The sequence below is a fragment of the Methanoculleus oceani genome (assembly GCF_023702065.1).
Lineage (GTDB): Archaea > Halobacteriota > Methanomicrobia > Methanomicrobiales > Methanoculleaceae > Methanoculleus > Methanoculleus oceani.
The window spans coordinates 182,258-204,224 of record NZ_QFDM01000002.1 but is presented as its reverse complement, the minus strand read 5'-3'; the positions used below and the strand labels follow the sequence as shown (position 1 = coordinate 204,224).

Genomic DNA, 21,967 nt, shown 5'->3' with positions numbered 1-21,967 from the left:
GGAGAGACCTCAGGCTTCCTGCCCGACGGTATAGTTGATGACGCTCTCGGAGATGTCGCCGGAATATTCCCCGATCCGCCGGATACTGTCTGCGACCTGCCTCATCGGGATCGCCGTCACCGCCTCGAACCGGAGCACCCGGGTATCGATCTTCTGGGTCTTCTCCTCAAGGTCGCGCACCTTCTGAAGCGTCGCGTTTGCCTTCCTGGTGTCTCCCGTATGGAACGCTTCCATGCTCCACGAGAAGATCTGCAGGGCAAGCACGCTCGCCTCGTCCATGAGGTCGAGCGTCGCCGCCTCGACCTCGCGGTCGATCAGGGCGAGGGCGTTATGCGCCACCCGGGTGGCGTGGTCGGCTATCCGCTCGATGATCCTGCTGACCTGGAGGTAGTACGCCGCCTGGTTTACCGGGATGCCCATCCGACGCGAGAGCGTGGCGTCGCTCATGATGAGGTTATCCTGCCGCGCAACCAGCCAGTGCAGCCGGTCCACTTCCGTGTCCCGCACGATGATGTCCCCGGCAAGAGCCGCATCGTGTCCCCTTATCGCGGCCATCGCGTCCTGCTGCATGCTCCGTGCCAGGAGATGCATCCGTTTGATGGTGTTATCAAACGGCATCTCCACGGGGTTGAGGAGATCCTTGATCGTTATCGAGGAGTCCGTCTCGCCGACCACTTCCTGCCCGATGGCCATCTGCGTGAACTCCCGGACCAGTTGCAGGACGAACGGCGGCAGCCTTCCTTTCGACTCAAGGCGGATGGCCGTGAACCCGGAGATGTACGCTCCGACGAGGAGGCGAAGCAGGTAGGTGCGGTCCGTCGCGGCACCGACCTCGAAGACCCTGATCCGCTGGACCGACTCCCCGCCGATCTTCGGGGTGATCAGGAGCGAACCGTCGGGCTGCACAACCAGCCCTACGGGGTCGTTCTTCTGGATGTTCGCGGACTTTATCCACTGTTTCGGCAGGGATACGATGTATGACGAGCCCCCGGTGATCTGAACTTTTCTGATCTCCATGGATAGGTACGTGTTGGTGCCGTTAGGATATATGCATTCTGCGCAGTATATACGCTACTGGAGTTTATGGTGGATAAATATACTCATATAGTCTCCTTCGGGAACGCCTATCTGTCCGGTATACTCACGCAATAAGCATATGACCCGGATCGGCAGAGCACCCGGGGGACGGTCGCACCAGGAAGACGCTGGAGCCCGGGCAGGCACCATGCCTCCTCTGCCGGGCGGAAGCACGCCGCTCACCGGAGAGATGGGATCCGACCGCCCTGTCGCTCATACCCGGCCGGGGACCGCGCAGGTGCCCGGGGAGCCGGTCCTGGACGGCTTTTTCCGTCTCTGGAAGAGGGCCCGGCAGCTTCGCGAGGAGTCTATGCGGGCACTCTGGTTCTGCACGGCCATCTTCGCCGTCGTTGCCCTCTTTTTCATCCTCTTCTTCCTGGTCCGGAACGGCTACCCGATCTTCGAGCAGGTCGGGGTCTTAAACTTCCTTGCCGGCGACGTCTGGAACCCTACGGGAGCGTCTCCGGCATACGGCATCTTCCCGCTGATCGCCGGCACGCTCCTTGTTACGCTCGGTGCGATGGCGCTTGCCGTCCCGCTCGGGATCGCCGTTGCCGTCTTCATCGCCGAACTTGCGCCGCCCGGGGTTCGCGCGGTCATGAAACCCGCCGTCGAGCTCCTGGCGGGAATACCTTCGGTGGTCTACGGGTTCTTCGGTCTCGTCATCCTGACCGACTGGATCCGCGTCTCCTTCGACGTCGCGTCCGGGGAATCCTGGCTTGCCGCCTCCATCCTGCTCGGCATCATGGCCCTCCCTACGATCGTCAGCGTCTCGGAGGATGCGATCGGCGCCGTGCCCCGCGGATACCGGGAGGGATCCCTTGCGCTCGGGGCGACGCACTGGCAGACGATCGCCGGGGTCGTGGTCCCGGGAGCCCTCTCCGGCATCACCGCCGCGATCATCCTCGGGATGGGGCGGGCGATCGGCGAGACGATGGCGGTGATCATGGTCGCCGGCAACGCGGGAGTCGTGCCCGAACCGCTCTGGAACGTCCTCTCTCCAGTCAGGACGCTCACCGGGACGCTGGGCATCGAGATGGGCGAGGTCGCCGTCGGCAGCGCCCACTACCACGCGCTCTTCGGGGTCGCGGTCGTACTTCTCGTGATCACCCTCGCGGTCAACCTTTTTGCGCGGGGCATCCTCGCGCGGGTCAGCGAGCGGCACACGGCGACAGCGGCCCGGAAGAGGGGGTGCGGCACCATAAAGCCTTACGCCTACGCAGTTCTCGGCATCGGCGCGCTCGGGACCCTTACGGTGGCCACGGACATCCTGGTTGCCGCCGCCGTCGCCGTTGCCCTGCTCGGGGCGGTATACGTCCGGCGCAGGATCTCTGCAAAGACCGAAGAGAAGATCGCGTTCGGGTTCATGTATGCGGCCGCCGGCATCGTGCTCTTCGTCCTCGGGGTCATACTCTTCGATATCGTCTACAACGGTGCACCGGCGCTCTCCTGGGAGTTCCTGACCGCTTCGCCGAGCAACCTCGGCCGGGCGGGAGGCATCGGCCCGGCCATCCTCGGGACCCTCTACCTGGTCGGGGGTGCCATCCTCTTCGCCCTCCCAATCGGCGTCGGCGCCGCCATCTACCTCCACGAGTACACCCGGGAAGGGCGCATCACCGGGATCATCAGGGCCGGCGTCGACCTCCTGGGCGGCACGCCGTCCATCGTCTTCGGCCTCTTCGGGTTTGCGTTCCTGGTGCTCTACCTTAATTTCGGGGTGTCTCTCCTTGCCGGCCAGATCACGCTGGGGCTGATGATCCTCCCCACCATCATCAGGACGACCGAAGAGGCGTTGAAGAGCGTGCCGGACAGCGTCAGGGAGGGAAGCCTCGCTCTCGGTGCGACGCCCTGGCAGACCATACGGCGGGTCGTGCTCCCGCCGGCGGTGCCGGGAATCCTGACCGGCACGATCCTCGGCATCGGGCGGGCCGCCGGGGAGACTGCGCCGATCCTCTTCACCGCGGTCGTATTCTCCCGGCGGTTCCTCCCCACATCGGTGACCGAACCGGTGATGGCGCTCCCCTACCACCTCTTCATCCTGGCGACCAACGTCCCCGGGGCACGGGAGAACCAGTACGGGACGGCGCTGGTGCTCCTTGCGCTGGTGGCGGCCATCTACCTGGTCGCGATCGTCATCCGGACACGTTACCAGAGATCAATCCAGTGGTGACCCATCATGCAGAAGAACGGCAGTATCCTTACAGCAGAACACCTGAACCTCTACTACGGCGACAAACAGGCCCTTTCCGACGTATCGATCTCTATCCCGCCTAACAGGGTCACCGCACTGATCGGACCCTCCGGGTGCGGGAAATCGACCCTTCTGCGCTGTTTCAACCGGCTCAACGACCTCGTCGAGGACGTCAGGATCGAGGGCAGAATCCTCTTTGAGGACGGGGATATTCGCGGCCCGGACTGCGATATCGTGGCCTTGCGGAAACGAATCGGGATGGTCTTCCAGAAGCCGAACCCGTTCCCCTCGTCCATCTACGACAACGTCGCCTACGGCCCCCGCGTTCATGGAGTCCGCAGCCGTGAGAGGCTGGACGCGATCGTGCAGGAGAGCCTGAAGAAGGCGGCGCTCTGGGACGAGGTGGCGGACCGGCTCGACGACTCCGCGATGGGGCTTTCGGGAGGGCAGCAGCAACGCCTCTGCATCGCAAGGACGCTTGCGGTCGAGCCCGAGGTCATCCTCATGGACGAACCCTGCTCCGCGCTCGACCCCATCGCCACCTCGAAGATCGAGAACCTCATCGACGACCTCAAAGAGGGTTACACGGTCGTCATCGTGACCCACAACATGCAGCAGGCAGCCCGGGTCAGCGACTACACGGGGTTCATGTACCTCGGGCGGCTGGTCGAGTTCGGGCCGACCGCCCGGATCTTCGAGAACCCGCAGGAAGAGTTGACCAACAACTACGTGACGGGACGTTTCGGGTAGGATATCCATGACGGACAAATTTCACCAGGAACTCAAAGGCCTCAAGGACCTGGTCCGGGAGCAGGGGGCGTTCGCCTCCGGCATGCTCTCCGACTCGATGATCGCCCTCCAGAACCGGGATCCCCGGCTTGCCGGGCAGGTGTATGCCCGGAGGACGGAGCTCGCCGACCGGAGCCATGCTATCGAAGAGGCGGCGCTCCGCCTCATCGCGCTCTACCAGCCCATGGCACGCGATCTCCGTTCCATCGTCTGCGCGCTCCGGATGAACTTCGCGCTCTACCGCATCGGCCGGTACGGGAAGGACATCGCGCAACTTGCGGAAGAGCTCTCCGGGGAACCGCATGCCGGAAACCTGGTGAGCCTGCCGCACATGGCCGACCTGGTCTGCGCCATGATCGACGACGCCCTCAAAGCCTACCGGATCGAGGAGATCGAGCCTATTGCGGGTATGTCGCACCGGGACGATGTCGTGGACAACCTCAGGTACACCATCTTCCGTGAGGGCCTTACGTACATGATGGAGGACCCGCGCAACATCCCCCGGTGCATCGACTACGTGATGATCGCACGCTACCTGGAACGCTGTGCCGATCACGCCTGCGATATCGCCGGGCAGGTCTGCTACATGGTCACCGGTGAGCGGGTAGAAGTGAAGTGATACGGCACAGACCGCTAACTCCACATGAGCCACGAGATCCAGAGAAGCAGGGCGATCAGCAGCACGATCAGTGCGACCGACCATGTCACGTATCGCTTTGCGATATTCTGGTCGCGGGTATCCCGGGGCTTGACCTTCAGCACGGTCACGGCGACGAGCGCCCCCGCTATCAGCCCGACGACCTGCCCGGCCACGAGCAGCGTAGTGGTGATCAGGCTCATGGGCTGGAGCACCAGAACAAGGCCGGTCACCACCGTCGGCGGGATGATGGCGGCAGCGATGGCGACGCCGGCGATCACCTCCGAAGTGCCCCGGTTGAACGCCACCACCGCCGCGAATCCGAGGAGCACCGCCATTATCGTGTAGATGGGGTTCACCACGAGGCGCGTGGTGATCTCCTCGGTCAATGTGAGCGGTATGGCGATATTGATGAGGAAGGTGGCGATTGCGGAGAGGAAGAAGACGCCCAGGAGCAGTGCCGCCAGCACGCCGAGGCAACGCAGGGCGTTCTCGATCCTGCCGAGAGCGGCATAGACGGCGAACCCGTAGATCGGGCCCATGATCGGGGAGAGGAGCATCGCCCCGATGATGATCGTCTGGTTGTCGAGGAGCAGGCCGGAGAGGGCCACCAGTCCGGCGATGGACGTCAACGACAGTTTTTCGAGATCCAGGGTCCCATAATCCTTAACAGTGTCAAGCAGTTTCTCGACCGGCGTCTTCTCTTCCTTTTTCTCGACCTTCTTCTCGGCACGTTTCAGGAGCGACGAGATGACGAACTCCGGTGTCGATACCTCGATCATGTTCTCGTTGTACCGCAGGTCCAGCACGCCCTGGATCTTCTCGATCAGGTCGTCGAGGTTCTCGTCCGGCGTATATACGATGATCTCGTAGACGTCCTGCACGAGTGATATCGTGTAATGGAGGCCTTCGAGAGCGCCCTCTATTTGTTGATGCCCGTCTTCCCGCACGTGTACAACGATCTTCTTCATGAGTCCGCCTGGCCGATGACGGCTCCGCCGTTCAGCATACTTCCGGAGAGAGGGGATCTCCGGCCGGATACTCTCCGGTCTACCGGTCGATCCCGTATTCGACGAGCATGGAAGCGGGGCTCGTTTGCGCGGCAGTGCGGGCAGTCCGTGATGGAGATGATCCGCACGGCAGGTCGCATCCCGCTATCGATGGTATGTTCACCGCCCGCGGGCGTGACCCCGACAACAATGCTGTCCACAGGCAATGTCATGGCGGCAGATGAATTTAACTTTTCCCGGATACGCAGGAAAGACGATCCGGTGCCGTTCCTCCCGATCGGGGGCAGGGGAGGACCGTCATGTTGCCGGACAGCAGGGAACGGGGTGAGCGTGACCCTGTATCACGGGGACATACCTGTCGTCAGGAGTTGCGGAAGAAATGTGGTTCTGCACCTGCGATGCTTGAGCTCGCACGTCGAAAACGCTTCGCGTTTTCTCGTGCTCCGGTCCTTCGGACCATCGCATTTAGAGAGAAGAGGATGCACGAAAAGACGACGTCAAGGGGGGAAGTGTCTTGTGCGGATCCAAATCTCTCTAGGGCTATTTAGTTCACAGTGATATTTAATAATTTCTGTTTTGAAAAAGTAGGAAATAAAGGTTTTGGCCGGTTGCCCGGGCATTTACGGATTACCGTGCAGGAGCCGCCTCAGCTCTCGCTTCTCGGGGCTCGGGCCCTTCTACGACCGGGTTATCAGGATGCGTAACCCATTCGGTGAACGATCCCTCGTAGATCCGAACGTTGGGGTAGAGGTAGAACCACTTCAAGAGGACAAACTCGTTCGTGGCCTCCCGGCCGGTCCCGCACGAGCAGATGACGGTCTTGCTCCGGTCGACGCCGTGCTCTTCCAGGATCATGTCGAGTTCGTCGTTCGATTTGAGCAGCGCCGGGTTGCCCTCGTCCATCAGGCTCTTCCAGGGCAGATTGACGGCACCCGGGATATGCCCGGCCTTCCTCCAGGGTCCTTTTCCTTCGTACACCTTTGCCGGGCGTGCATCGAGCACGACCACATCGTCGTTGTCCTTGATCTGCCGGAACTCCTCGTACCCGATGGGATAGTCATCGCGAACCTCGGCGGTGAAGCTGGACGGCTCGACGGCGGGGTAGTCCTGCGAGAGTTCGCCTCCCTCGCTCTTCCACGTGTCTATCCCGCCGTCGAGGAGGTATACGCGATTGTGGCCGTATTTCGCCAGGGTGTAGGCCATCATCGTCTGCCCGAGCCCGTCGCCCGCGCTGGAAAACGTGCCTTTTCCGGTGTAGACGACGACCGGGGAGTCGGCCTCGATACCCGCACGCCGGAACGACTCCTGCAGGCAGGCGTTCGGGCTGTAAGACCCCGGGAAGCCGCGGTTGGATACCCGCAGGACCCCCTCGGTCAGGTAAACGGCACCCGGGATATGTTCCTGGATGTAGTCGTGAATGTTCGGCTGGACGTCGACGATCGTCAGGTTGTCATCGTGCAGGTGGTTGGCCAGCCAGGCTGCATTCACAAGTTTGACCTTCCCGTCGCCGCGGGGATACGGGAAGTTTTCCCGGTCGGTCCGCGCCTGGAGGCGGTCCATGCCGCCTCGGGTGAACATCTTCTCTTCCATTTTCCATCACCTCGTACTGCGTATTCTCACCGAACGATCGGTGAGCCTGGCCCCATTGCGGGCTTGAGACCACATATACCTTGTGCAGGATCAGGTGGAGGGTGGGGGTGGGGGCATGGGGTGTGCGACGGCCGAAGGGTGCGATGGTCCAAAGGACCGGAGCTTGAGAAAACGCGAAGCGTTTTCGAGTTGCGACGGGAGCGCCCTCCCTGCAAGGAGAAGCCCCGGGAACTGGCAGGGTGGACGTAATATGGCGTCTGAGGGAACGACGTTCCTGTCGGAACGTCGCACTCGAAGACCTTCGGTCTTCTCAAGCTCCGGTTCTTCGCACCTTCGGTGCTCACGCTCCGGTTCTTACGAACCATCGCGCTCCGAACCGTCGCACTCCCCGGAACCCTCCGGACCAACCTCGATGCTCTCCCCCGGCGAGAGTACCGCGACCCGGATCGACGTCGTCCGCTCGATGGCCTGCTTGAAGTCCTCCACGTTCTGCCGGATGGCGGGGAAGGTGTCGTAGTGCATCGGGATCACCAGTGGCGCGCCGATGTACCGGGCCGCGATCATCGCCTCCTCGGGCCCCATCGTGAAGCACCCGCCGACGGGGAGGAGCGCCACGTCCGGCCGGTAGAGGTCGCGGATGAGCTGCATGTCGGAGAAGAGCGCCGTATCCCCCGCGTGGTAGACGCTGATGCCGTCCATCGCGATGACGAACCCGGCGGCCACACCGCCGTAGAAGCCCATGCCCTCGTCCTCCAGCCACGACGAGTGGAGCGCGGGCGTCATCGTGAACCGGACGCCGTCGACGGTGATGCTGCCGCCGATGTTCATCGGTTCGGCAGGAACGCCCTTCGCTTTGAGGTACTTCGCCACCTCGTTGATAGCGACCGTCTTCGTCTTCAACCGTGCGGTAATGCCCAGGTGGTCCGCGTGCGCGTGCGTCACGGCAACGATATCGGGTTTCGTTGGGAGCGAGTCCTCCGGGATGAAGGGATCGATGAGGATCGTCCGCGATCCAGCAAGCGAGAAACAAGCGTGGCCAAGCCAGGTCAACCTCATGGAGAAGAGATCGATTTTCGAGACTAAAAAATGTTCAGTGGGGTTACAGAGGGTGGACCCGGGGTTCAGAACTCCCCCATATCGATCGCTTCGGTGATGTCGATCGCCTCGGCGAGACCGTCGTTGGCGACACCGCGCGTCATCAGCTCGGAGAGATCGCGGTCTTCCATCACATCCCGGATCCGTTCCAGGTATGGGTCGAGAGTGGTGTCTCTCTGCTGCTCGATCACATGGCGGTACTCACGAAGCGTGGAGGGGCTCACGTCGAGTTCCTCGCTGATCTCCTTCATGGTCTTCCCCGAATCAAGAAGGTCCGACATCGTTCCCTGGTCGAACGGCATCTTGAAGTCGAGTTCCCTGAAGAGTTTGAGGCGGACCCGGGCGCGTGCCACGGTCTTGCTCAGCTTCTCGTCGCCGAGCGCCCTCGCAATCTCGGTGTCGTTCTTGCCGTCGTAATACGCGACCACGAGTTTTGCAAGTTGCCGCGGGGCGAGTTTGGTCTTGAAATACCCTTGATCGAGGACTTCGCGCATGATCAGGGCAATCTCGCGCTCAACAGCGTCGCGATCCCGAAGCGTACCGTGAACCTTTCTCATCGGCTCAACGATCGTCTTCTTGTTCGTGATGGTCGTGAACAGCTCAAGGAGCTGCTGCTTGCGGGTATCTTCTGCCATGTCCGTGTCTCTCTGTTCTGTATTCCACCGTCTGGTTCCGTGGGTCACCCTTGATGACCCTGGATATATAGTTTATCCCCCAACCGGGGCGTAACGTTCCCTACATTACAACCGCTAACATTTAAAGCTTACCATATAATCCACCGAGATAGAAAGATCATTTTTGTGGATGTAACCATATCTTCCGGGATACTGCCGACCGTGGAAAAAAACCCTCCTCGTTCGGCCCCTTTTTCGAAGAATTGTGATCTCGCGCGAGGGGAGGACCATTCTTTATTAGCACCGGCGCTCAACTGTACTGCAGGACTATGGCCGAGACGAGCGATATTTACGAAAAAGTCATGGAAGTAGCCAGAAGACGGGGTTTCGTCTGGCCCTCAGCCGAGATATACGGGTCGATCGCCGGGTTCATCGACTACGGCCCGCTCGGAGCGATGATGAAGCGCAACGTAGAGAACCTCTGGCGATCGTTCTACGTCTTCCAGGAGGGCTACTACGAGATCGAATGCCCCACCGTTGGGAATGAAGCAATCTTCGTCGCATCCGGTCATGTGAAAGAGTTTGCCGACAAGATGGTGCAGTGTCCGCACTGCGGCGAGTATCTCCGCGCCGATCACATCGCAGAGGAGAACGGCATCGGGAATGCAGGCACGCTCCCGGCTGAGGCGCTCCAGGCAGCGCTCTGTAACCTTCCCTGCCCTGCATGCAAGGAACCCCTGGGCGAAGCGGGCGTCTTTGCCTTCAACCTGATGTTCGAGACGACCATCGGCCCCGGGTCGCAGCGGAAGGGCTACCTGCGCCCCGAGACCGCCCAGGGCATCTTCACCGACTTTTCCAGGCTCCTGCGCTTCTACCGGGACAAGCTTCCCTTCGGCGCGGTCCAGATCGGGAAGTCCTACCGCAACGAGATCTCTCCCCGCCAGGGCATGATCCGGCTGCGGGAGTTCTCCCAGGCTGAGGCCGAGATCTTCGTCCACCCCGACCGGAAGGACCATCCCGCCTTCCACCGCTACGCGGAGTATCCAGCGCCCCTCCTCACCATCGACCGTCAGCTCGATGGCCAGGAGCCGGCCGGGATCACGATGCGTGCCGCCGTGGACGAGGGGCTGATCGCAAACGAGTACGTCGCCTACTACATCGCGCTCACCCACAGGATCCTGACCGCAATCGGCGTTGACCCGGCGAAACTCCGGTTCCGCCAGCACCTGACCGACGAGCGGGCGCACTACGCTGCCGACTGCTGGGACGCCGAGGTATACTCCGGCCGCTTCGGCTGGGTTGAGATCGTCGGCATCGCCGACCGCACCAACTACGACCTGCGCTCGCATGCCGGGCAGTCCGGCACCTCGATGACGGTCTTCATACCCTACGACGAGCCCAAAAAGGTCGTAAAGCGGCGGATCGTTGCCGATATGGGCGTGCTCGGACCCCGGTTCCGCGGCAAGGCGAAGGCTATTGCAGACGCGCTGGCCGTTTCGGAGCCTGGAGAGGACGGCGCGCGGGTTACCGTCGACGGCGAGGAGTTCTTCATCACCGCCGACCTCTACCAGGTTCACGAGGAAGAGGTGGAGGTCCGCGGCGAAGAGGTGATGCCCCATGTCATCGAGCCGTCATACGGCATCGACCGGATGATCTACGTCGCGCTGGAGCACAGCTACGCCGAGGAGGAGGTCGAGGGCGAGATAAGAAAGGTGCTCCGGCTCCCGCCGGCGGTCGCACCGATCCAGGTCGCCGTCTTCCCGCTGATGAACCGGGACGGCCTCGATGAAATCGCGCAGACGATCACGGAAAGGCTCGCGGGATGCCGCATCCTCGCCCAGTACGACGACTCCGGCGCCATCGGCAGGCGTTACCGGAGACAGGACGAGGTCGGGACACCCTTTGCCGTCACCGTCGACTACGATACGCTCGAGGACAATACCGTGACCGTGAGGGATCGTGACAGCATGGAGCAGGTCCGCATACCGGTCGAGCGGCTGCCGGAGACCCTCTCCGCACTCATCTCCGGTGTCACCACATTCCATGAACTCAGGGCATGAACCATATCTCCCACCCGCTGATCCGACCCCAGAGCATCGAGGAGCGGCGGTACCAGTTCACCATTGCGCTCCGGGCGCTTGACGCGAACACGATGGTCGTCCTCCCGACCGGCCTCGGGAAGACGGCCGTCGCGCTCATCGTCGCGGCGTCCCGCCTCTACTCCCACCCGGGCAAGGTGCTGATGCTTGCGCCTACAAAACCCCTGGTCGAGCAGCACCTCCGCTTTTTCAAGCAGTTCCTGCTCTCCCGGGAAGGTTCCGAGCCGGAAGAGTCCGATTTTGTCATGTTCACCGGCGACACTCCCCCGGAGGAGCGGACCAGTGCCTGGAAGGCGTGCCGGGTCTGTTTCGCCACCCCGCAGGTGATCAAGAACGACTGCCTGGCGGGAAGATACAGCCTTGCCGACGTCGTGCTGCTGGTCGTGGACGAGTGCCACCGTGCGGTGGGCAACTACGCCTACGTCTTTCTTGCGCAGCACTACTGCACCACGGCAAAAAAGCCCCTGCTGCTCGCGATGACCGCTTCTCCCGGGGGCGACCAGGTGAAGGTGCAGGAGGTCTGCGACAACCTTCGTGTCGAGGCGGTCGAGACACGGGTGGAGACCGACGAGGATGTCCGCCCCTACATCCACGAGCGCGACATCCAGTACGTCGACGTCTACCTGCCCGAAGAACTGCAGGCGGCGCTCGTCGTTCTCCGGGGGCTCGTGGAGTCCCGTCTTGCCCGGCTCGCGAAACTCAATTTCCGGGTTCCTGCACCTGACAAACTCTCCATGAAGGCGCTTAACGCCTTGAACGCCCAGATCCAGCAGCGTATACGGACGCGGGACCCCTCCGCGTTCATCGCGGCCTCCCTGCACGCGGAGTGCATGAAACTCCGTCACGCCATCTCGCTCGTCGAGACGCAGGGCAGCGTTGCGCTCAAACTGTATCTCGCCCGGCTCGGCGCGGAAGGAGCCTCGAGCGCAGGGAGCAAGGCGAGCAAGCGCCTTGTCGGCGACCCTGCCTACCAGAGTCTCGTCGAGGTCTCCGGCGGCTGGAAGGAGGAACTCCATCCCAAGGTCGCCATCGTCCGGGAACTCGTGCGGGCGCAGCTTGCAGCGCACCCACAGAGCCGGATCATCGTCTTTGCCACCTACCGCGACACCGTCCAGACGCTCGTCGACGCGCTCTCCGAAAGCGGCATCGCATGCGAGCGGTTCGTCGGCCAGGCCTCCCGGGATGCGGAGCGGGGGCTCTCGCAGAAAGAGCAGATCGCGAGCCTTGCCCGGTTCCGGGAGGGTGAGTTCAGGTGTCTGGTCGCGACCTCCGTAGGCGAGGAAGGGCTCGATGTCCCCTCGACGGACATGGTCATCTTCTACGAGGCCGTCCCCTCGGAGATCAGGAGCATCCAGCGGAAGGGGCGGACCGGGAGGAGCGGCAGCGGCACGATCGTCGTGCTGGTGACGAAAGGCACCTCAGACGAGACGTTCCGGTACGTGAGCCAGACCCGGGAGCGGGCGATGGTGACCGGGATCAGGGGCATGAGCACTGCGCCCGCCCCCACCCCGGCCGTCCCGCCTATCCCTGCCGCCACCAGGCAGATAGACTTCCTCGCGTTCGCTCCCCCGGGACCGGCGATCACCGTCGACGACCGGGAGACGTCGTCACGGGTCGCCGAGCGCCTGCACGAACTCGGGGCATCGATCACGCTCGAGCGCCTCGAGTTCGGCGACTACGCCATCGGCGATCGAATCCTTGTCGAGCGCAAGACCGTCCATGACTTCATGAACACCCTGGTCGAGCGGGACCTCTTCGGGCAGATCAAGGCCATGGCCGGTGCGGTGCCGCGTCCCGTCCTGATCATCGAGGGCGAGGAAGACCTCTACGAAGTGCGCAACATCCACCAAAACGCCGTCCGGGGCACGCTTGCGGCCATCACGGTGGATATGGGGGTCACGCTGATGCGCACGAGGGATGCGGACGACACCGCCGAGATGCTCTACATCCTTGCACAACGGGAGGGGAGCGAGCGGGGAGAGCACAAGGTGCATCCGAAGAAGTCCTACCGCTCGGTCCGTGAAGAACAGGAGTATGCGCTCGCTGCGTTCCCGGGCATCGGTATGAAAAGTGCACGGCTCCTCCTCGAGCATTTCGGGTCGCTCAAGGCGATCATCGATGCCGAAGAGAAGGAACTGGCATCCGTGCACGGGATCGGTGAAAAGACGGCCCGTGCGATATGGGATCTTGCCCGAAGGCCTTACCGCTGATCCAGTGTTGCGAGGGCTCTAGCGCCCCGCTCGACCGCCTTCATCAGGGTCAGGCATTCGCCGGCCCTCTGCTCGCCCCGGATCCGCTCGCAGAGATGGACGATCGTCCGCTCGAGTTCCGCGGCCACCCGGCCCTGCGGTTCCCGGGCGGCCGCCGCCGGTGCAGGAGACTGCACGGGTTCCCGGACCTCGCCGGGCGGCTCCGGTTCGGGAAGATCCTCTTTTGGTGCGGCGAGCGGACAGATCACGCACTGTGTCTCTCCCTTGTATTCAAACAGGGGATACCCGCAGACCTTACATGATTTAGCGAGCATCTTTCCTCCCTTCAGGAGATACCCGGCCATGACTTCGTCAGCCTGATCAGCCGTCATTTCGTCGAACTCCCTTAATGAACTTATATATGTCTGGATGCCATTAATAATAGAGGGGTAATTCTAATGGCAAGTCCAGACGAAACAATACGGATCTGCATCCAGATGCTGCAGAATATCAGCGAGGATTCCACAATTCCACGCAATATCCGTCGCGTCGCAGACGCGACCAAAGCGGTTCTCCAGGACGAATCCCGGAGTATCGGTCTCCGCGCCGCAACCGCAATCTCCATGATCGACGAGATCAGCAATGACCCGAACATGCCGGTCCACGCACGGACCCGCATCTGGGAACTGGTGTCGCAGCTGGAAACGGTACCTCTCGATTAAATCACTCATTCTTCCCAAACGATTCCGGCGAAGATCAGGAGCAGGGCGATACCATCTCTGGGTTGCCGGCCCGGCGACCGTATCGCTCTGCCCTTCATATATCCTGCGGCAGCCGGGGTCTTGAGCCTCTTTCCTTCCCGGCGTTCAGTCCTGGACGGTGACGTAGACCGTCCGCTCGCGGTGCGACCGCACGTCGAGTTCCAGGAGGACGATCTGCTGCCAGGTGCCGCACGCGAGCCTGCCCTCGATCACCGGGACCGAGAGCGACGGGCCGACAATCGCCGCCCTGACGTGGGACCGTCCGTTGCCGTCGCCCCATGCCGCATCGTGTGCGTAGGGGATATCGGCCGGGGCGATGACCGAGAGCGCCCGACGGAGGTCGGAGAGCACGCCGGGCTCATACTCGATGGTGGTGACGGCGGCGGTCGAGCCTGCGACGAAGACACAGGCAAGGCCTTCCCGTACGCCGCTCTCGGTGATCGCCTGCGCTACTCCGGACGTGAGGTTGACGATCTCCCCTTCTCCATGCGTCTCTACCTTGATCGTTGTACGGAACATGCTACGGACACCTCATTCAGGCGCCCTGTTGTCTCTCATCCGGATAAAACCCGCGGAAAGTGACGGTGGTACGGGGTGCCGGAACCGGCACGTTATGGGGACGGTTCTCGGTGCGGAGAGGTGTTCCCGGGCGTGTTCGCCGTAAACGCTTTATAGGTGGGGCGGGTATTCCCTCTCCGGAGATAGTGTTTATGCCCTATCGATGGAACGACAGACAGGATGTGGACGAGGCGGTCGTCGTCGTGATGAATACGTTCGACCGGGGTCAGGAGATCCGGGGCTGGCTGTTGCGCACCCTGCAGGAGGCGATCAACGGCTCCGACCCGCAACTCTCGCAGTACTTCTTCAGCGAACTTGAGCAGCACCAGCCCGAGGCGCTGAGGTACTTCAAGAAACCGGTATTTTAACCCCCTTTTTAGGCCCGGTACATGCTCCGTGGGGGCAGTGGAGCGGGTTCGTGCCCATGTCGGGCGAACAAAAGCGATTCTCTGATGTGGTTCGATTGAAAAAAAGGTCGGTGCGCGGAGGTTTCACTCCACTTCCCCGTCTTCGGAGTCGAGGATCGTGAACCCGATGACGCGGTCGCCGTCGTCGAGCCTCATGATCCGGACACCGCGGGTGCCCCGTTTCTGGATCGAGATTTCGGAAACTTTCGTCCGGATCACGATACCGGACGCGCTCATCACGATGATCTCGTCGTCGGAGGAGACTGCCCTCGACCCGACGACACCGCCGCCCCGGGCGTCGACGACGATGTTTCTGACCCCGAGCGTGCCTCTGCCGTGACCGCGGAACTCGTCGAACTCCGTCCGCTTCCCGAAGCCCTGCTCCGTGATGGTAAGGAGATGATCCTCCTCGACTACGGATACCGCCTGCAGGGCATCGCCGTGGCGGAGTTTGATTCCCCGCACCCCCATTGCGCCCCGGTGGACGGGGCGGACGGCCTCCTCGTGGAACCTGAGGCTCTGTCCGAACTTCGTCGTCAGGATCAGTTCCTTGCTGCCTTCGGTCGCCTTCACGTCCACCAGCGCATCGCCGTCGCGGAGGTTGATGGCGTTGATTCCGGTCTGCCGGGGCCGCGAGAACTCGTCGAGCGCCATCTTCGCAACCGTTCCTCCCCTCGTCGCGAAGAAGAGGAAGTGGTCGGCCCGGAACTCCCGGACCGGGATCACCGCGGTCACCCGTTCTTCGCCGGCGAGGTTTAAGAGGTTGACGAGGGCCTTGCCCTTGCTCGCCCGCTGCCCTTCGGGGAGGTCGTAGACCTTCAGCCAGTACATCCTCCCTCTATCGGTGAAACAGAGGAGGTTGTCGTGCATATTCGCGACGAAGACGCTCTCGACGCCGTCGTCGTCCTTGGTGGCCATGCCGATGACGCCGCGACCTCCGCGCCGCTGGTTCCGGTAGGTGTCGAGGTCGATCCTCTTGATGTAGTTCGAGGAGGTGAGCGAGACCAGCATCGGTTTGTCCTCAATGAGGTCCTCCCTATCGAAGGCCTCGGCCGCCTGCTCGATCCGGGTCCTCCGCTCATCGCCGTAGCGGGCACTGATATCGACGAGTTCTTTTCTGATCTCGGCGAGGATGCTCGCTTCGCTAGCGAGGATACCGGTCAACCGCTCAACCTCCTTTGCGAGGGCATCGCGCTCGTCCTGGATCTTCTGGTGCTCGAGCGCCGCAAGCCTCCGGAGTTGCATCTTCAAGATCGCATCCGTCTGCACATCGTCCAGTGCAAACTTCGCCACCAGGGCCTTCTGCGCCTCCTCGGTCGTCCCGGATGCCCGGATGGTTGCGATGACGGCGTCGATGTTGTCGAGCGCGACAAGGAGACCGCTGAGGATGTGCCTCCGCTCCTCCGTCTTCGCGAGATCGAACTCGCTCCGCCGCCGGACCACGTCCACCCGGTGCTTGAGGAACTCGTGGACAAGTTCCTTGAGGTTTAAGGTGCGGGGCTGGCGGTCGACGATCGCGAGGTTATTGATGCCGAAGGAGGACTCAAGCGCCGTGTGCTTGTAGAGGAAGTTCAGCACCACCTGGGGTGCGACACCCTTCTTCAGATCGATCACGATCCGCATGCCGTCCCGGTCCGACTCGTCGCGGATATCGCCGATCCCCTCGATCCTCTTGTCACGGACGAGGCTTGCGATATGCTCTATCAGGCGTGCCTTGTTCACCTGGAAGGGGATCTCGGTGACGATGATCTGCGGAGTCCGGCCTTCTTCCTCGATCTCCGCGACTCCCCTGACCACGCACTTCCCGCGCCCGGTCAGGTACGCATCCCGGACCCCTTCGGTGCCCATGATGATCCCGCCGGTCGGGAAGTCCGGGCCGGGCATGACCCGCATCAACTCCTCCGTAGATACGCCGGGTTCGTCGATGACGCGGCAGGTCGCCTCGCAGACCTCCCGGAGGTTATGGGGCGGCATGTTCGTCGCCATGCCGACCGCAATCCCGCTCGACCCGTTGACGAGGAGGTTTGGAGCCCGTGACGGGAGGACGCTGGGCTCCTCGAGCGACTCGTCGAAGTTGGGGACGAAGTCGACGGTCTTCTTATCGATGTCGGCCAGGAGCTCCTCGGAGATCTTCGTGAGCCTGGCCTCCGTGTATCGCATGGCGGCAGCAGCGTCCCCGTCGACCGACCCGAAGTTCCCCTGGCCGTCCACCAGCATGTGACGGTAGGAGAAGGGCTGCGCCATCTTCACCAGCGTATCGTAGATGGCTGAATCGCCGTGAGGGTGGTACTTACCCATCACGTCTCCGACAACACGGGCGCTCTTCTTGTAGGGCTTGTCGCTCGTGTTGCCCATCTCCCACATGGCGTAGAGGGTGCGGCGGTGGACCGGCTTTAAGCCGTCTCTCGCGTCGGGGATGGCACGGCCGATGATCACGCTCATCGCGTAGTCGATGTAGCATGATTTCATCTCCTCTTCTATATTGATCGGGACAACCTGATCAGACGTCAAGGTTGTTCACCTCCTTTGCGTGCCGGCGGATGAAGTCTTTCCGGGCGTCCACATTCTCTCCCATAAGTTTCTCGAATATATCGTTCGCGTAGACGGCATCCTCGATCTTGACCTGTTTGAGGACCCTGTTCGCAGGATCCATCGTGGTGCTCCAGAGCTGGCCGGCGTTCATCTCGCCGAGACCCTTGTAGCGCTGGATCGAGACGCCCTTCTCGCCCCACTCGGCGGTGATCTCGCGCATCTCCTCCTCGCGGTAGACGTACTGCTCCTGTTTGCCCCTGGCGACCCGGAAGAGAGGCGGCTGGGCGATGTAGATGTAGCCGTGCTCGACGAGCCCCGTCATGTAGCGGTAGAAGAACGTGAGGAGGAGCGTCCGGATGTGCGCACCGTCCACATCCGCATCGGTCATCAGGATGATCCGGTGGTACCGGGCTCGCTCCGCGTCGAAACTGTCGCCGACTCCGGTCCCGATAGCGGATATGAGTGCCTGGATCTCGGCGTTCTTCAGGATCTTGTGCTCCGATGCCTTCTCGACGTTCAGGATCTTTCCTCGCAGAGGGAGGATCGCCTGGAACTTCCTGTCCCGTCCCTGTTTCGCGGAACCGCCTGCAGAGTCTCCTTCCACGATGTAGATCTCACTCTTCGCCGGGTCCCGCTCCTGACAGTCGGCGAGTTTCCCGGGAAGGCCGGTCGACTCAAGCGTGCTCTTTCGCCGGGCGAGTTCGCGCGCGTTCCGGGCGGCCTCCCTGGCCCTGGCCGCCGCCATTGCTTTGTCCACGATCGCCTGGAGGGTTTTCGGATGTTCCTCGAAGTACTCGGTGAGCGACGAGTAGACAAGCGAGTCCACGATGCCCCGGACGTTGCTGTTTCCAAGGCGCATCTTGGTCTGCCCCTCGAACTGGGGGTTCGCCACCCGGGTGCTGATGACGGAGGCGAGTCCCTCCCTGACGTCTTCACCCTTGATCTGGGCATCGTTGTTCTTGAGGAGGTTGTTTCTGTGGGCGGCGCTGTTGATCGCCCGGGTGAGGGCGCTCCGGAACCCCTCGAGGTGGGTGCCGCCCTCCCGGGTATTCACGCTGTTGACGTAGGTGTGGATCGTCTCTGCGTATGAGTCGTTGTACTGCAGGGCCACCTCGACCTCGACCATGCTCTCGGGGTCACGCTTCTGGAAGTAGATGATGTCGTCGTGGAGGCTCTCCTTCCCCTCGCCGAGGTGGGCGACGAACTGCCTGATGCCGTCCTCGAAACAGTAGGTGGCCGAGTCCCCGGTGCGCTCGTCCCGGAGGCTGATCGTAAGGCCGCTGTTTAAGTAGGCGAGCTCGCGGAGCCGGTGGTCCAGCACGTCGTAATCGAACTCGACGGTCTCGAATATCGACCGGTCGGGCTGGAACGTGATCCGGGTGCCCCGGAGCCGCTCGTAGTCGAGCCGTTGCCCGGACCGGGCGCCGTAACGTTCCTCGTACCGCGCCTCCATCTCGTGCTCGGTCTCCGGGCGGCTTGCGAGCGGCTTTGCTACCTGGCCCTGCCGGAACTGCATCGCGTAGACGCTGCCGTCCCGGAAGACCGTCGCATCGAGCCAGCTTGCAAGGGCGTTGACGACCGAGACACCGACGCCGTGCAGGCCACCGGATACCTGGTAGGTATTCTTATCGAACTTTCCGCCGGCGTGCAGCACGGTGAGGACGATCTCAAGAGCGCTCTTGCCGTACTGGGGCATGAGATCGACCGGAATGCCACGTCCGTTATCATCGACCGTGACCGAGCCGTCCCGGTTGATGGTCACCTGGATCAGATCGCAGAACCCGGCGAGAGCCTCGTCTACGGCGTTGTCCACAACCTCGTAGACCAGGTGGTGCAACCCCCGGGTCTCCGTGCTGCCGATGTACATGGCGGGACGTTCCCGCACAGGCCTCAAGCCTTCCAGTACCGTGATGTGGGAAGCATCGTAGGTATCAGTCATCTGTGACCTCCGCTGAACGAGCGGCGTCCTGAATCGCAGCAAAACTCACAGTATATATTGGTTTTATAACCACTTATACTGTATGGCTCCGGAAAATTCCTGGTTTGGAGGTTACCCTGCCGGTCCACGGTGCGAGGAGGCCTCCACGCGAGCGCACCCGGAGAGGCCCGGCACCCCGACCTATCCCTCCCGTATTGTCTCCTGCGGGGCAGGTTCCGGGAGGGAAGAGAGCGCGCCTGTCAGTCGTACTTCCCGGTATCCGGATCGGGTATGCCGAGGTGCGTATCGACTGCGACCGCTATCCGGTTGAGAAGCCTCTTGATGTCCGTCGCGTCCTCCTTGTCCAGGGTGCCCGGCTGGTGCCAGATCACCATCTTGCGGAGGCGCTCGATGAGCTCCTCGATCTCCGTTCCCCGGAACTGCTCCGGCACCGTGAGGTCGTTGAGGTGATCCGCGGCGCCGAAGAAGGCTTTCTCGGGGGGCAGGCCGAAGTGCCGTGAAAGCAGCATCAGGCTGACGACGAACCCTCTGCCGAATTCGCTCTTTTGGGGCATACTTTCCCTATGCACCGCCGGTTTATATGAACGATCCGTTTTTTCCGTGTGCGACTGGCGGAACGGCAGGAGCATGAGCACCGCAGATGCGAGTTGCGACTGGCGGAACGGCAGGAGCATGAGCACCGCAGATGCGAGTTGCGACTGGCGGAACGGCAGGAGCATGAGAAACCCGAAGGGTTTCGAGTGACGACGGGCCGAAGAGTTTCGAGGGGACGGGCAGGAGCACGACCCGGCGCGCCTTACGCAATCTGACCTACGGGTGCAGGTAGATCAGGACCGTGGAGGTCGCGATGAAGGCAAGCGTCGCGGCAAAGAATACAATCTCCCCGGCACGGAGGGGTTTTCGTCGGATGTAGAGGCCGGCGTTCGCCCCGTATCCCCGGCAGAGCATGCTCGTGTAGGTGCGCTCGCCCTGCTCGTAGGACCGGATGAAGATCGTCCCGACCGTGTAGCCGATCTCGTGCAGCCGGTAGCGGTAGGGGAGGGTGCGGTCGAGGGGATCGAAGCACCGGGTCTCCATCGCGGTTCGTATCCTGTTAAACATCTCGGCGAAGACAAAGATGTAGCGGACCATCATCCCGAGCGTGAGGGTGAACTCCCTGGGCAGACCGAGCCTCCCTGCCGCCTCGATTAGGTCCTGCATCTTCGTCGTCGACGAGAGCAGGACGATGAACGATATGCTGACGATGAACTTCACGAGGAGGATCGACGCGAACTCCACCGACTCCGCGTAGACCTCTATCCCGAAGGGCAGGGTCGCAATCGGGTGGAAAACCTCGTAATAAGGGTTTTTTACGAATACCTGAAACCCGACCAGGAAGATCCCGAACGGCAGGATGAGGGCGAGCCTTTGGAGGTAGACGGCTGGCGAGAGGCGCGATGCGGCCCAGAGGACGACAACGAGAGCGAAAAGGACGGCGCCAAGCTCGTAGACCCTCGTCGAGTACGGCAGGGCTACGACGGCCACGATGGCAGCGAGGGCTACGAGGAGTTTAATCCTTGCGTCCAGTCGGTGGACGACACTCGTCTGGTAAGCGGACTTCTCGATGAAGTAGAGATCGTCGATCATTCTCGTCTCGCGTAGGCGTCGAGGAACGACTTCTTCGCATCTTCGTAAGTGTAGGCCATATCGATGGCGATACCGCTCTCCTGCAGCGACCGGATCAGCTTCGGTATGGGCGGCACGTCGAGCCGTGTCCTGGTGAGCAGCTCCGGCCGGGTGAAGACCTCCTCGACCGTCCCGGAGCCCACCACGCTTCCCCGGTCCATCACATAGATGAAGTCCGCCATCTCCGCCACGAGGTCGAGATGGTGGGTCGAGAAGATCACCGTCATGCCGTACTCCTCGGGCAGCCGGTTGACGAACGCCACGAGGTCGGCGACACCCTGGGGATCGAGCCCCGCAGTCGGCTCGTCGAGCACCAGCACCTGCGGCTCCATCGCGAGGATGCCTGCGATGGCGACCCGTTTCTTTTCACCGCCCGAGAGGTGGTGCGGCACGCGCTCGCGCAGTTCCTCGATCCCGAGGAGGTGCAGGGCTTCCTCGACACGGTGGGCGACTGTCTCCTCGTCGAGGCCGAGGTTCGTCGGGCCGAACGCAATGTCCTGCTCCACGGTGGGGGAGAAGATCTGGTCGTCGGGGTTCTGGAAGACGATCCCGACGAACTTCCTGACCTCGCGGATGTTCTCCTTCGTGATAGGCTCGCCCCTGACCAGCACCTCGCCGGACGTGGGTCTGAGGATGCCGTTGAAGTGCTTGAAGAGGGTACTCTTGCCGGCACCGTTCGGCCCGATGACGGCGATGCGGGACCTTCTCTCTGCGACGAAGTTCACGCCCTCGAGAGCGTGGACGTTGCCGCGATAGATGTGTGTGAGATCGCGGGTCTCGAGCAGGTGCATAATAGCAAAAAGTGGGAGTTTTT

The 21,967-nt window shown here is 62.2% G+C and carries 20 protein-coding genes; 7 read left to right on the top strand and 13 right to left on the bottom strand.

Annotated features, from left to right (window positions below):
* Positions 1-9 precede the first annotated feature (9 nt).
* A complete protein-coding gene (locus DIC75_RS06095) occupies positions 10-1,017 on the bottom strand; it encodes a phosphate uptake regulator PhoU (protein ID WP_250987145.1) in 1,008 nt (335 codons plus the stop codon).
* A 370-nt stretch (positions 1,018-1,387) separates the two neighbouring features.
* Here DIC75_RS06095 and pstA point away from each other — a divergent pair, with 370 nt between their 5' ends.
* From pstA to phoU, 3 genes are read left to right on the top strand one after another with little or no spacing between them, the layout of a single operon-like run.
* A complete protein-coding gene (gene pstA / locus DIC75_RS06090) occupies positions 1,388-3,247 on the top strand; it encodes a phosphate ABC transporter permease PstA (RefSeq protein ID WP_250987812.1) in 1,860 nt (619 codons plus the stop codon).
* Between the two features lie 6 nt (positions 3,248-3,253).
* Entirely contained in the window at positions 3,254-4,018 is a 765-nt protein-coding gene (gene pstB, locus DIC75_RS06085) for a phosphate ABC transporter ATP-binding protein PstB (protein WP_250987144.1), read from the top strand.
* Positions 4,019-4,025: 7 nt separating this feature from the next.
* Positions 4,026-4,676 (top strand): phosphate signaling complex protein PhoU, encoded by a 651-nt coding sequence (gene phoU / locus DIC75_RS06080; RefSeq protein WP_250987143.1) that lies wholly within the window; start codon positions 4,026-4,028, stop codon positions 4,674-4,676.
* Positions 4,677-4,690: 14 nt separating this feature from the next.
* Here phoU and DIC75_RS06075 read toward each other — a convergent pair whose 3' ends face one another.
* From DIC75_RS06075 to DIC75_RS06055, 5 genes are all read right to left on the bottom strand, one after another.
* Complete coding sequence (locus tag DIC75_RS06075) at positions 4,691-5,665, bottom strand: TIGR00341 family protein (protein ID WP_250987142.1); 975 nt, start codon at positions 5,663-5,665, stop codon at positions 4,691-4,693.
* Positions 5,662-5,904 (bottom strand): hypothetical protein, encoded by a 243-nt coding sequence (locus tag DIC75_RS06070; RefSeq protein WP_250987141.1) that lies wholly within the window; start codon positions 5,902-5,904, stop codon positions 5,662-5,664. Before DIC75_RS06070 ends, DIC75_RS06075 begins: the two co-directional genes overlap by 4 nt.
* 427 nt (positions 5,905-6,331) lie before the next feature.
* Positions 6,332-7,294: a sulfurtransferase gene (locus DIC75_RS06065; RefSeq protein ID WP_250987140.1), complete on the bottom strand. Its 963-nt coding sequence runs from the start codon at positions 7,292-7,294 to the stop codon at positions 6,332-6,334.
* Between the two features lie 354 nt (positions 7,295-7,648).
* Complete coding sequence (locus DIC75_RS06060) at positions 7,649-8,350, bottom strand: metal-dependent hydrolase (protein WP_250987139.1); 702 nt, start codon at positions 8,348-8,350, stop codon at positions 7,649-7,651.
* Positions 8,351-8,415: 65 nt separating this feature from the next.
* The gene (locus DIC75_RS06055) at positions 8,416-9,024 is read right to left on the bottom strand and encodes a helix-turn-helix domain-containing protein (protein WP_250987138.1); all 609 of its coding nucleotides are present in this window, start codon (positions 9,022-9,024) and stop codon (positions 8,416-8,418) included.
* Positions 9,025-9,332: 308 nt separating this feature from the next.
* Here DIC75_RS06055 and glyS point away from each other — a divergent pair, with 308 nt between their 5' ends.
* Together glyS and DIC75_RS06045 are read left to right on the top strand one after the other, a co-directional pair.
* Entirely contained in the window at positions 9,333-11,063 is a 1,731-nt protein-coding gene (glyS, locus tag DIC75_RS06050) for a glycine--tRNA ligase (RefSeq protein WP_250987137.1), read from the top strand.
* Positions 11,060-13,312, top strand: a complete 2,253-nt coding sequence (locus tag DIC75_RS06045; protein ID WP_250987136.1) for a DEAD/DEAH box helicase — start codon at positions 11,060-11,062, stop codon at positions 13,310-13,312. Before glyS ends, DIC75_RS06045 begins: the two co-directional genes overlap by 4 nt.
* Here the strand turns inward: DIC75_RS06045 and DIC75_RS06040 are convergent.
* Complete coding sequence (locus tag DIC75_RS06040; RefSeq protein WP_250987135.1) at positions 13,303-13,683, bottom strand: Sjogren's syndrome/scleroderma autoantigen 1 family protein; 381 nt, start codon at positions 13,681-13,683, stop codon at positions 13,303-13,305. The two genes, DIC75_RS06045 and DIC75_RS06040, sit on opposite strands and share 10 nt — an antisense overlap.
* 66 nt (positions 13,684-13,749) lie before the next feature.
* Here DIC75_RS06040 and DIC75_RS06035 point away from each other — a divergent pair, with 66 nt between their 5' ends.
* Complete coding sequence (locus DIC75_RS06035) at positions 13,750-14,013, top strand: stationary phase-response protein (protein ID WP_250987134.1); 264 nt, start codon at positions 13,750-13,752, stop codon at positions 14,011-14,013.
* Between the two features lie 144 nt (positions 14,014-14,157).
* On the opposite strand, the gene DIC75_RS06030 is transcribed toward DIC75_RS06035, so the two are convergent.
* Positions 14,158-14,571, bottom strand: coding sequence for a secondary thiamine-phosphate synthase enzyme YjbQ (locus DIC75_RS06030; RefSeq protein WP_250987133.1), 414 nt, complete (start codon positions 14,569-14,571; stop codon positions 14,158-14,160).
* A gap of 191 nt (positions 14,572-14,762) precedes the next feature.
* On the opposite strand from DIC75_RS06030, the gene DIC75_RS06025 reads away from it, so the two are divergent.
* Complete coding sequence (locus DIC75_RS06025) at positions 14,763-14,978, top strand: hypothetical protein (RefSeq protein WP_250987132.1); 216 nt, start codon at positions 14,763-14,765, stop codon at positions 14,976-14,978.
* A gap of 123 nt (positions 14,979-15,101) precedes the next feature.
* Here the strand turns inward: DIC75_RS06025 and gyrA are convergent, their stop codons facing one another.
* From gyrA to DIC75_RS06000, 5 genes are all read right to left on the bottom strand, one after another.
* Positions 15,102-17,528, bottom strand: a complete 2,427-nt coding sequence (gyrA, locus tag DIC75_RS06020; RefSeq protein ID WP_284738410.1) for a DNA gyrase subunit A — start codon at positions 17,526-17,528, stop codon at positions 15,102-15,104.
* On the bottom strand, positions 17,518-19,488 hold the full coding sequence (gene gyrB, locus DIC75_RS06015; protein ID WP_250987131.1) for a DNA topoisomerase (ATP-hydrolyzing) subunit B: 1,971 nt from the start codon (positions 19,486-19,488) through the stop codon (positions 17,518-17,520). Before gyrB ends, gyrA begins: the two co-directional genes overlap by 11 nt.
* A gap of 239 nt (positions 19,489-19,727) precedes the next feature.
* A complete protein-coding gene (locus DIC75_RS06010) occupies positions 19,728-20,042 on the bottom strand; it encodes a hypothetical protein (protein ID WP_250987130.1) in 315 nt (104 codons plus the stop codon).
* Between the two features lie 256 nt (positions 20,043-20,298).
* Complete coding sequence (cbiQ, locus tag DIC75_RS06005) at positions 20,299-21,114, bottom strand: cobalt ECF transporter T component CbiQ (protein ID WP_250987129.1); 816 nt, start codon at positions 21,112-21,114, stop codon at positions 20,299-20,301.
* Positions 21,111-21,944 carry an ATP-binding cassette domain-containing protein gene (locus DIC75_RS06000; RefSeq protein ID WP_250987128.1) on the bottom strand — a complete coding sequence of 278 codons (834 nt, stop codon included), beginning with the start codon at positions 21,942-21,944 and terminating at the stop codon, positions 21,111-21,113. Before DIC75_RS06000 ends, cbiQ begins: the two co-directional genes overlap by 4 nt.
* Between the last annotated feature and the right edge of the window lie 23 nt (positions 21,945-21,967).